The sequence below is a fragment of the Vibrio algicola genome, from assembly GCF_009601765.2.
Lineage (GTDB): Bacteria > Pseudomonadota > Gammaproteobacteria > Enterobacterales > Vibrionaceae > Vibrio > Vibrio algicola.
Window position 1 is genome coordinate 1 of record NZ_CP045699.1, and the last position, 11,448, is coordinate 11,448.

An 11,448-nucleotide genomic window follows, 5' to 3' on the forward strand; every position below is an offset into this window, starting at 1 on the left:
TTGATAACGAAAAGATCCAGATTGGGGATAACTTTTATGTTATTAACAGTTATTAACTCATCAATTGACAATTGATCACTAATTTTGGGATAAAAAAAGCATTACTGCCCAAAAACTGTGAATAAGTTGAGATCTTATTCACTGATCTCAGGATCTATTACTGGTGATCTTGTGAGTTGGGATGTAGAATTACCTTCCTTTAAGATCATTTCATTTCGTGTGAGGTTTCCGTGTCGTCTTCGCTATGGTTGCAGTGCTTGCAACAACTTCAAGAAGAGCTTCCCGCCACTGAGTTCAGTATGTGGGTTCGTCCACTTCAAGCAGAACTTAATGACAATACACTCACTCTATTTGCACCGAACCGTTTTGTGCTCGACTGGGTTCGTGATAAATACCTCAATAGCATTAATCGTTTGCTAAAAGAATTCTGTGGCTCTGATACGCCTAACTTGCATTTTGAAGTGGGCAGTAAGCCGACTCATGCTCCAGTGGCGCGTCCAAAACGCACTGCCGCCGATGTGGCAGCTGAATCGTCAGGACCGGCACAAGTTCAGCAAAGCCGCCCATTAAATAAATCGTGGGATACCGGACAACGTGAAGTCGTGATAGATGTTAATCACAGATCAAACGTTAACCCTAAGCATAAGTTTCATAACTTTGTTGAGGGTAAATCAAACCAACTCGGTTTAGCGGCTGCCAAACAGGTATCGGATAATCCTGGCGTATCTTATAACCCACTCTTTTTATATGGCGGAACAGGTTTGGGTAAAACTCACCTGTTGCACGCGGTGGGAAATGCGATTGTAGAAAGCAAACCCGATGCGCGCGTGGTGTACATGCACTCTGAGCGTTTTGTGCAAGATATGGTAAAAGCGCTACAAAATAATGCCATCGAAGAATTTAAACGTTACTACCGTAGCCTTGATGCCTTATTGATCGATGATATTCAATTTTTCGCCAATAAAGAGCGCTCGCAAGAAGAATTCTTCCATACCTTCAACGCATTATTAGAAGGTAATCAACAGATTATCCTAACTTCCGATCGTTATCCAAAAGAGATCAACGGGGTAGAAGATCGCTTGAAATCTCGTTTTGGTTGGGGATTAACCGTTGCGATCGAACCGCCAGAGCTAGAAACTCGCGTGGCGATCTTAATGAAAAAAGCCGAAGATCATCAAATTACCTTAGCCGATGAAGTGGCATTCTTTATTGCCAAGCGTTTACGTTCGAATGTACGTGAATTGGAAGGCGCATTAAACCGCGTGATCGCCAATGCGAACTTTACCGGCCGTCCAATCACCATCGATTTTGTGCGTGAAGCATTGCGAGATTTATTGGCGTTGCAAGAAAAGTTAGTCACCATCGACAATATTCAAAAAACGGTGGCGGAATACTACAAAATTAAAATGGCTGACTTATTATCTAAGCGTCGTTCTCGTTCTGTCGCGCGTCCTCGTCAATTGGCGATGGCATTATCAAAAGAGTTAACCAACCACAGCTTGCCAGAAATTGGCGATGCCTTTGGTGGACGAGATCATACAACGGTATTGCATGCGTGCCGTAAAATTAAAGAACTGCGTGAAGAAAGCCACGATATAAAAGAAGATTACTCCAACTTAATCCGTACTTTATCGTCTTAATTTTTCACCATTGTTTATCACATTTGCGAGTTAGAATAGATCATGAAATTCACCATTGAACGTAGCCAACTGATAAAACCACTACAACAAGTCTCTGGCGCTTTAGGCGGCCGTTCGACTTTACCTATTCTTGGTAACTTGTTGATTAAAGTTGAAAATGGCGAATTATCGATTACCGCCACCGATCTGGAAGTAGAACTAGTTTGCCGCTTGGCGTTAAGCGATCATTTTGAACCGGGTAGCACCACCGTTCCTTCACGTAAGTTTTTAGATATTTGTCGCGGCTTGCCCGATGATGCTCGTATCGACATTACTTATGAAAACGATCGCTTATTGCTTAAATCGGGTCGCAGCCGCTTTACTTTAACCACGCTGCCTGCGACTGATTTCCCAAATATTGAAGATTGGCAAAGTGACGCGCAAGTAACGATTACTCAAAATGAATTACGTCGTTTAGTCGAAAAAACCCAATTCTCAATGGCCAACCAAGATGTACGTTATTACTTAAACGGCATGTTGTTTGAAATTGAAGGCACTACCTTACGTTCAATTGCCACCGATGGTCACCGTATGGCGGTATCTGAAACCGCTCTCGTTGGTGAGTTTAGCCAACAGCAAGTGATCGTGCCGCGTAAAGGGGTACTGGAATTAATTAAGTTACTTGATCGCCCAGATGAAAATGTCACGCTGCAAATTGGTAGCTCCAATATTCGCGCCAATGTAAATGAATTTACTTTTACTTCTAAGTTAGTCGATGGTCGCTTTCCTGATTATCGTCGCGTGATGCCGCAAACAACCACCAAAACCTTAGAAGCCGATTGTGATGTTTTGCGTCAGTCATTTTCACGTGCGGCTATTTTATCGAATGAAAAATTCCGTGGTGTGCGAGTCAATCTAGCCGGCGCTGAAATGCGCATTACTGCCAATAATCCAGAGCAAGAAGAAGCGGAAGAAAACCTCGATGTGAATTATCAAGGCGAACCGCTAGAGATTGGCTTTAACGTAAGCTATGTATTGGATATTTTAAACACGCTTAAATGCCAAACGGTACGTATGTCATTAAGTGATGCCAATGCCAGTGCTTTGATTGAAAACGTAGATGATACAACCGCTATGTACGTTGTGATGCCAATTCGACTTTAATGATGCGAATTTTTAGTAAAATCAGTGGTTAATCTATGCCTTTAGTGCGTTTAGCCATTCAACAGTTTCGCAATATTAAAGCCTGTGATCTCGAACTATCATCAGGCTTTAATTTTCTTATCGGCCCCAATGGTAGTGGTAAGACCAGCGTGCTTGAAGCCATTTACCTATTAGGTCATGGCCGTTCATTTCGCACCAATTTAACCGGTCGTGTGATCCAACATGAGAATAGTGAACTGTTTGTGCATGGTCGCTTTATCAATAACGATGACTATGAATTGCCAATTGGGATCAACAAACAGCGCGATGGCAGCAGCGAAGTCAAAATTGGCGGTCAAGGTGGACAAAAAATTGCCCAACTTGCTCAAACACTACCGCTGCAGTTAATTCATACCGAAGGATTTGAACTGTTAACCGAAGGGCCTAAGTTTCGTCGTGCCTTTATAGATTGGGGTGTATTTCATACTCAACCTCATTTCTATCAAGCATGGGCTCGTTTCAAGCGTTTAATGAAGCAACGCAATGCTCTATTAAAGACTGCGCGCAGCTATCAAGAGCTCAGTTATTGGGATCAAGAGTTGGCACAGTTAGGCGAAACAATAAGTCAATGGCGCGCCGATTACATTGCACAGCTTAAGCCGATTGCCGAACAAATTTGCGCGGTATTTTTACCTGAATTTGAAGTGAAAATTCAGTACTATAGGGGATGGGATAAAGACACCCCATTCGCAGATAGTTTACAAACTAATTTTGAGCGTGATCAGCAGCTCGGTTACACCTTTAGTAGCCCCAATAAAGCTGATCTAAAACTAAAGATTGCCGCTACACCGGTAGAAGACATTTTGTCACGCGGACAGTTAAAATTAATGGTGTGTGCGCTGAGATTAGCGCAAGGCCAACATTTAAGCCAAGCGACCGACAAACAGTGTATTTATTTAATTGATGACTTTGCATCAGAACTAGATAGTCAACGTCGCACACGTCTGGCACAGTATTTAAAGCAGACGCAGGCACAGGTTTTTATAAGCTCTATTACTGCAAGTCACATTGTTGAAATGCAAAGTGAAAATAGCAGGATGTTTCATGTGGAACATGGCAAAATAGAGCAAGGATAATTAAGGCGAGAACAATACATGTCGAACACTTACGATTCATCGAGTATTAAAGTACTTAAAGGGCTAGATGCCGTACGTAAACGTCCAGGAATGTATATCGGTGATACCGATGACGGTACTGGTCTGCACCATATGGTTTTCGAGGTCGTCGATAACTCAATTGATGAAGCGTTAGCGGGTCATTGTTCCGATATCATTATCACCATTCACGAAGATAATTCAGTATCTGTTAGTGATGATGGCCGTGGTATTCCAACCGAATTGCACGAAGAAGAAGGCGTTTCAGCCGCAGAAGTTATCATGACGGTACTTCATGCTGGTGGTAAATTCGATGATAACTCGTATAAAGTATCGGGTGGTTTGCACGGTGTTGGTGTTTCCGTTGTTAATGCCTTATCTGAAAAAGTCGAATTGACCATTAAGCGTCAAGGTGAGATTTTCCAGCAAATTTATAATCATGGTGTACCGGCAGCCCCGCTTACGGTGATTGGTAGCACAGAAGATTCAGGCACTCGTATCCGTTTCTGGCCAAGTGAAGATACCTTTACTAACATCGAATTCCATTACGATATCCTTGCTAAGCGTTTACGTGAATTGTCATTCCTAAACTCAGGTGTTTCGATCAAGTTAACTGACGAACGTGAAGTAGATAAAAGTGATCACTTCATGTTTGAAGGCGGCATCCGTGCTTTCGTTGAGCATCTAAATCGCAATAAAACGGCGGTGCATCAAAAGATTTTTTATTTTGACCATGAACGTGAAGAAGACGGCATTACGGTTGAAGTTGCCATGCAATGGAACGATAGCTTCCAAGAAGGAGTGTACTGTTTTACCAATAATATTCCTCAACGCGATGGTGGTACTCACTTAGCTGGTTTCCGTGGCGCGTTAACCCGCACCCTGAACAACTTTATGGACAAAGAAGGCTACTCCAAGAAAGCGCAAGCGGCGACCTCGGGCGATGATGCTCGTGAAGGTCTAACTGCGGTGGTTTCCGTTAAGGTGCCAGACCCAAAATTCTCAAGCCAAACCAAAGACAAGTTGGTTTCATCTGAAGTGAAATCTGCGGTTGAATCCGCAATGAGTGAAAAACTATCGGAATTCTTGATTGAAAATCCAGGTGAAGCGAAAATTGTTTGTGGCAAGATTATCGATGCGGCTCGTGCTCGTGAAGCGGCACGTAAAGCTCGAGATATGACTCGTCGTAAAGGCGCGTTAGATTTAGCCGGTTTGCCAGGTAAGCTAGCGGATTGCCAAGAAAAAGATCCTTCTCTTTCTGAACTCTACATTGTGGAAGGGGACTCTGCTGGCGGCTCAGCCAAGCAGGGGCGTAACCGTAAAAACCAAGCGATTTTGCCACTGAAAGGTAAAATTCTAAACGTTGAAAAAGCGCGTTTTGATAAAATGCTGTCTTCACAAGAAGTGGCGACTCTTATCACTGCATTAGGTTGTGGTATTGGACGTGATGAATATAACCCAGATAAATTGCGTTACCACAACATCATCATCATGACCGATGCCGATGTCGATGGTTCTCACATTCGTACTTTGCTTTTGACTTTCTTCTACCGTCAAATGCCAGAGCTTATCGAACGTGGCTACATCTACATTGCTCAACCGCCACTTTACAAAGTGAAGAAAGGCAAGCAAGAGCAATACATTAAAGATGAAGATGCAATGGAAATGTACCAAGCCGGCCTAGCACTTGATAACGCAGGTTTGTACGTTAATGCTGATGCTCCAGCGCTGGCGGGTGCGCCGCTTGAAGCTTTGGTTCTTCAATACAATGAAGGCATGAAGCTTATCAAACGTATGAGTCGTCGTTATCCACATGCGATGATCCAAGAGTTGATTTACACCCCACGTCTTACCGCTGAAATGAGTAAAGACGCGGCGCAAGTTCAAGCTTGGGGTCAAACTCTGGTTGAGCAACTTAATGCCAAAGAAGTAGGGGCAAGCCAATACACGCTTGAAGTTGAAAAGCACGAAGAGTTGGGCGTAAGCTTAGCGAAACTTGTGGTGCGTACTCACGGTGTGACCCATGAATATGTGGTTTCTTTAGATTTATTGAACTCGAAAGAATACAGCCGTTTAGCTGACCTTTCTGAAAGCTTAGAAGGCTTGATTGAAGAGGGTGCTTACGTTAAACGTGGCGAGCGTACTCAAAGCGTATCAACTTTTGTGGAAGCGCTTAACTGGTTAATCAAAGAATCTCGTCGTGGTCTTTCACTACAGCGTTATAAAGGTCTTGGTGAAATGAACCCTGACCAACTTTGGGAAACCACAATGGATCCTGAAACTCGCCGTATGATGCAAGTCACCATTGATGATGCAGTCGCATCGGATGAATTGTTTACCACCTTAATGGGCGATCAAGTTGAACCGCGTCGTAAGTTCATCGAAGATAACGCATTGAAAGTGGCTAACCTAGACGTATAGAAAATACCTTTAGTTAAATAAACACTCAAAACCCTCGCCAGTGATGTCGAGGGTTTTTTAATGTCAGAAATAAATAAAGAAATAACAAGGTCGAGGATCGAGTTCACAAAAAAAGGTTTAATAAAAGAGAACTAAGGTTACGAAAAAAAATTTCTAATTGATGTGTTATATCAAAAGCTTAATAAAGGTTTTTCCCTATTGTTGTTTTGGTGTTATTGACAGGTGTCATAACCGCTTTGATCGGATTTCAAAGTAAACTCTTTATGGATTCAAGGACGATATAGCCAAGGAAAAAAGCTATATGTTATCTATTATAATTGCGTTAATTGTGACGGTTTGTGTCGCAACCTGTGTTCTCAAAGGATACAAAGCACAAGCGGTTCTTATTGCTGGTGGTGTCGTGTTAATGATCGCTGCCATTTTAATTCACGGTACAGTGCCACTTCCTGCCGAACAATCTACCGGTTCAGAATGGCTCGATATATTCCAATTTATTACTAATACTTTTTCGAGTCAAAGTGCCGGTTTGGGACTAAAAATCATGGCAATCGCAGGTTTTGCGATTTATATGCATGAAATTGGTGCTTCAGAATCTCTCGTTACTTTCTTAACTCGTCCATTAGCCAAAATTAAACACATGCCGTATTTATTTATGGCGATGTGCTTCATTATCGGTGAGTTCCTCTCTATCTTTATTACCAGTGCTTCAGGCCTTGGGGTATTGTTGATGGTGACACTTTACCCATTAATGCGCAGTGTTGGTTTAAGCCGTTTATCCGCTTGTGCGCCGATCGCCACTGCCGTAGCGGTTGAAATGGGGCCAGGTCAAGGTAACGTTAACTTTGCTGCTGATATTATTGGTATCAACGTGGTTGATTATGTGGTGCATTATCAGATCTTAGTGGCATTTGCTGCGCTAACCGTGATCGCGGTTTTACACATGGTTGTGCAAAAAACTATGGATGTAAAAGATGGTCATATTGCCAGTGAGCACATGCACCTTGCAGAAGCCGAAGCTGAAACGCTTCATCTTGAAGAAGATAAAAAACCAAAAGCGCCGGCTATCTACGCGATTCTTCCGGTTATCCCGCTAGTATTGATTTTCACTTTCAGTAAATTGGTGATCAGCTCTATTACTATGGATGTGACCACTGCGATGTTTGTGTCGCTCTTTATCACGTTGATTTTTGAATTTATTCGTCGTGGTAATGCCAAAGCGGTCGTGGATTCTATTCAATATTTCTTTGATGGAATGGGGCGTCAATTTGCCAACGTGGTGACTTTTATCGTTGCCGGTCAAACCTTTGCCGAAGGGTTAAAATCGATTGGTGCTATTAATACCATTGTGAACGCAGCTGAGCATGCCGGTTTTAGCCCAGTATTAATGACGATTGTGATGGTGTTAATCATTATGGTATCGGCTATTTTAATGGGGTCTGGCAACGCTGCTTTCTTCTCATTTGCTAACCTTGTACCTGAGATTGCCGGTAAAATGGGGATCGCCCCTGTGATGATGCTACTTCCAATGCAGTTTGTTGCTGGTATGAGTCGCAATATTTCACCCATTGCGCCGAATATGGTGGCGATTGCTGGGGTAGCGGATGTCTCTCCATTCGATTTAGCTAAACGCACTGCCATCCCGATGTTGGGGGGTATTGTTATTTCTGTTCTGGTCAGCATTATGAGTTTCTAACCATTTGTTGATATTTTTTAAACCTAGAGAGATTGAAGTGGCTGCCTAGTGTGGCAACTTCAAGCTTGAAAGGGATTACATTATTTAGATTTAGGAGTCATTATGGATGTCATGCTATTTAGCAATGGTAAATTACCTGGCAATACTCAACTACTTGAGTTTGGTCTGGACTGGATTGAAGCTATGGTAAAACGCACAGGGGCAAAAAACTTTGTATTTATCCCTTACGCGATGATCCGTGGTGATTACCAAGAGCGCACCGAACAACTGCAAGCGGGTCTTGGTAAATTTGGCTGTAAAGTCACCAATATTGAAAGCGCCGATGATCAGGTCAAAGCTCTGCAAGAGGCCGATGGTATTTTGGTGAGCGGTGGCAACACTTGGGTATTAAATAAAATGCTGCATGATAAAGGTTTAGTGGGTCCACTTCGTCAAGCGGTACTACAACAAGATAAGCCTTACATTGGCTGGAGCGCTGGTACCAACATTGCCGCGCCAACCATGTGTACCACCAATGATATGCCAATCGTCAGCGCAGCGATTTTAACCTCATTAAACTTTGTACCATTCCAAATTAACCCGCACTACATTGAAGCAACAATGGAAGGGCACATGGGTGAAACTCGTGATGAGCGTATTGAAGAGTACTTATTAATGAACCCACATCAAGTGGTGGCGGGCATCCCTGAAGGGACGTTACTGCATATTCAAGATGGTAAGTTGTCTTACTCTGCGGCTAATGGTAAACCAATGAAGTTGTTTGCTAACAAGCAAGAGCCACAATATTTTGAAGCTGGATCTGATATTCAATTCTTAATGGAAAGAGGCTGCTAAACCCTCTATTACTCTAATCCTGAAAAGTACTTTCTATCTGAAAGTGCTTTTTTTTTGCTTTAAAGCTTGAAAGTGATCGTCCGTATCCTTATATATATTTATGAAGACGATGCCACTAGGGTCGTTTGAGATCGTTTATTGAGTTTCGCCGTTAGGGTTACCAATAAGCATTGTAAGTTAGAGAACACAGCAAGTTAAAAATAGCTGCTTTTTCATATTGAAATGCGAGCTACCACTATTGCTTAATATAAAAGGATAGTCTTATGCGTAATGTAGATTTTGCCCCCCTATACCGTAATGCCATTGGTTTTGATCGTTTATTTAACCTAATGGAATCGAACAACACCAAGAATAGCTCCGGCGGTTACCCTCCATATAATATCGAGCAAAAAGACGAACATCATTATCGTATTACGATGGCGGTAGCGGGTTTTGCTGATGAGCAGCTTGATATCACTCAGCAAGAAAATATGTTAATCGTGCGTGGTGAACGTCAAGCCGATGAAAATAAAAACTACGTTTATCAAGGTATTGCAGAGCGTGATTTTGAGCGTAAATTCCAATTAGCGGATTATGTTAAAGTGATTGGCGCCACCATGGAAAATGGTTTATTACATGTCGATCTCGAACGTGAAATCCCAGAAGCGATGCAGCCGCGTAAGATTGCGATAAATGGTCAAAAACTGATTGAAAGCTAATATTTATCCTATTTTAAGCGGGAATAAAGGGTGCGCAGATTGCACCCTTTTTTATGCTTGAAACAAAACTATTTAGCGGTGTTTTTTTTATAAATGATTGATATCACATATTTTGTGACCAATTGTTAACAAGTGGTGTTTAGAATGTTGAGATTGATTTAGATCAATAAATATCAGCCAGTCTGGTCTAATCTGTAGATATCGAGTTAGGAATACTCATGATTAATTAGATCAGAAAAAAGGATGCATATATGTCTAAAAAATTAACCACTGCGGCTGGGTGTCCAGTGGCGCATAACCAAAATGTCCAGACTGCCGGAAAGCGCGGCCCTCAATTACTGCAAGATGTATGGTTTCTCGAAAAACTGGCCCATTTTGATCGCGAAGTGATCCCTGAGCGTCGTATGCACGCTAAAGGTTCTGGTGCTTACGGGACTTTCACCGTTACCCACGATATTAGCCAATATACCAAAGCCAAAATTTTCTCTGAGATTGGTAAAAAAACCGATCTGTTTGCTCGCTTTACTACCGTTGCTGGTGAGCGTGGCGCAGCCGATGCCGAGCGTGATATTCGTGGTTTTGCTTTAAAATTTTATACCGAAGAAGGTAACTGGGATTTAGTCGGCAACAATACGCCGGTTTTCTTCTTGCGTGATCCACTTAAATTCCCCGACTTAAACCACGCGGTAAAACGCGATCCGCGTACCAATCTACGTAGCGCCGATAATAACTGGGACTTCTGGACATCATTACCCGAAGCATTGCACCAAGTGACAATTGTGATGAGTGATCGTGGTATTCCTGCCACTTACCGTCACATGCATGGTTTTGGTAGCCATACCTTTAGTTTTATCAATGCTGACAATGAGCGTTTCTGGGTTAAATTCCACATGAAATCTCAACAAGGGATCAAAAACTTAAGCGAAGTAGAAGCGGCGAAACTGATCGGTGAAGACCGTGAAAGCCACCAGCGCGATTTGCTTGATAGCATTGATAATGGCGATTATCCAAAATGGAAATTCCAAGTTCAGATCATGCCAGAAGCTGATGCTGAAAAAGTGTCTTATCACCCGTTTGATTTAACCAAAATTTGGCCACATAAAGATTATCCATTGATCGATGTGGGGGAGTTTGAGCTTAACCGTAACCCTGAGAACTTCTTTGCTGAAGTCGAGCAATCTGCATTTAACCCCGCGAGTGTGGTTCCGGGGATCAGCTTCTCGCCCGATCGCATGCTGCAAGGGCGCTTGTTCTCTTATGGCGATGCACAGCGTTACCGTTTGGGGGTGAATCATCATTCAATCCCAGTCAATGCACCACGTTGCCCTGTACACAGTTATCATCGTGATGGCGCAATGCGGGTCGATAACAACCATGGCGGCACTATTGGTTATGAACCAAACTCCCAAGGTGAGTGGGCAGAGCAACCCGATTTCTCCGAGCCGCCATTAAGACTCGATAGCGCCGTCGCTCATTGGGATTTCCGCGAAGATGATGATGATTACTACTCACAACCACGTGCATTATTCCAATTAATGACCTCAGAGAAGCAACAGATCTTGTTTGAAAACACCGCTGGTAATATTGGTGGTGCCGCCAAGCATATCCAACTACGTCATTTAAGCAATTGTTACAAAGCAGACCCTGCTTATGCGGTCGGTATTGCTAAGTTACTAGGCATTGAAGAGAGTGAATACGCGAGTTAATCGCAGATTTTTGTGGTAAATAAAATAATGCCGAAGTGAGAGCTTCGGCATTATTTTTTCAGATCTAACAATTATTAGAAACTTGTCATCTTAGATAATGAGTACGAACGTATTTTAGGATCTCAAATCGCGAGCTCTAGATTTATTTTTATTATTTATTTGCTGGTAAGTTCATCGTAC

General features: G+C 42.6%; 8 protein-coding genes. All 8 read left to right on the forward strand.

The window, feature by feature from the left end; all coding sequences use genetic code 11:
• Positions 1-230 precede the first annotated feature (230 nt).
• The 8 genes from dnaA to GFB47_RS00040 all read left to right on the forward strand — a co-directional run bounded on the left by dnaA (position 231) and on the right by GFB47_RS00040 (position 11,268).
• Positions 231-1,640 (forward strand): chromosomal replication initiator protein DnaA, encoded by a 1,410-nt coding sequence (gene dnaA, locus GFB47_RS00005; RefSeq protein WP_153445495.1) that lies wholly within the window; start codon positions 231-233, stop codon positions 1,638-1,640.
• Between the two features lie 42 nt (positions 1,641-1,682).
• Positions 1,683-2,783 carry a DNA polymerase III subunit beta gene (dnaN, locus tag GFB47_RS00010; RefSeq protein WP_153445496.1) on the forward strand — a complete coding sequence of 367 codons (1,101 nt, stop codon included), beginning with the start codon at positions 1,683-1,685 and terminating at the stop codon, positions 2,781-2,783.
• A gap of 35 nt (positions 2,784-2,818) precedes the next feature.
• The gene (gene recF, locus GFB47_RS00015; RefSeq protein WP_153445498.1) at positions 2,819-3,898 is read left to right on the forward strand and encodes a DNA replication/repair protein RecF; all 1,080 of its coding nucleotides are present in this window, start codon (positions 2,819-2,821) and stop codon (positions 3,896-3,898) included.
• Between the two features lie 18 nt (positions 3,899-3,916).
• The gene (gyrB, locus tag GFB47_RS00020) at positions 3,917-6,337 is read left to right on the forward strand and encodes a DNA topoisomerase (ATP-hydrolyzing) subunit B (protein ID WP_153445500.1); all 2,421 of its coding nucleotides are present in this window, start codon (positions 3,917-3,919) and stop codon (positions 6,335-6,337) included.
• A gap of 301 nt (positions 6,338-6,638) precedes the next feature.
• Positions 6,639-8,030 carry a C4-dicarboxylate transporter DcuC gene (dcuC, locus tag GFB47_RS00025; protein ID WP_153445502.1) on the forward strand — a complete coding sequence of 464 codons (1,392 nt, stop codon included), beginning with the start codon at positions 6,639-6,641 and terminating at the stop codon, positions 8,028-8,030.
• Between the two features lie 102 nt (positions 8,031-8,132).
• Positions 8,133-8,864 (forward strand): dipeptidase PepE, encoded by a 732-nt coding sequence (gene pepE / locus GFB47_RS00030; RefSeq protein WP_153445504.1) that lies wholly within the window; start codon positions 8,133-8,135, stop codon positions 8,862-8,864.
• Between the two features lie 263 nt (positions 8,865-9,127).
• Positions 9,128-9,562, forward strand: a complete 435-nt coding sequence (locus GFB47_RS00035) for an Hsp20 family protein (RefSeq protein ID WP_153445506.1) — start codon at positions 9,128-9,130, stop codon at positions 9,560-9,562.
• A gap of 251 nt (positions 9,563-9,813) precedes the next feature.
• Positions 9,814-11,268 (forward strand): catalase, encoded by a 1,455-nt coding sequence (locus GFB47_RS00040; RefSeq protein ID WP_153445508.1) that lies wholly within the window; start codon positions 9,814-9,816, stop codon positions 11,266-11,268.
• The last annotated feature ends 180 nt before the right edge of the window (positions 11,269-11,448 follow it).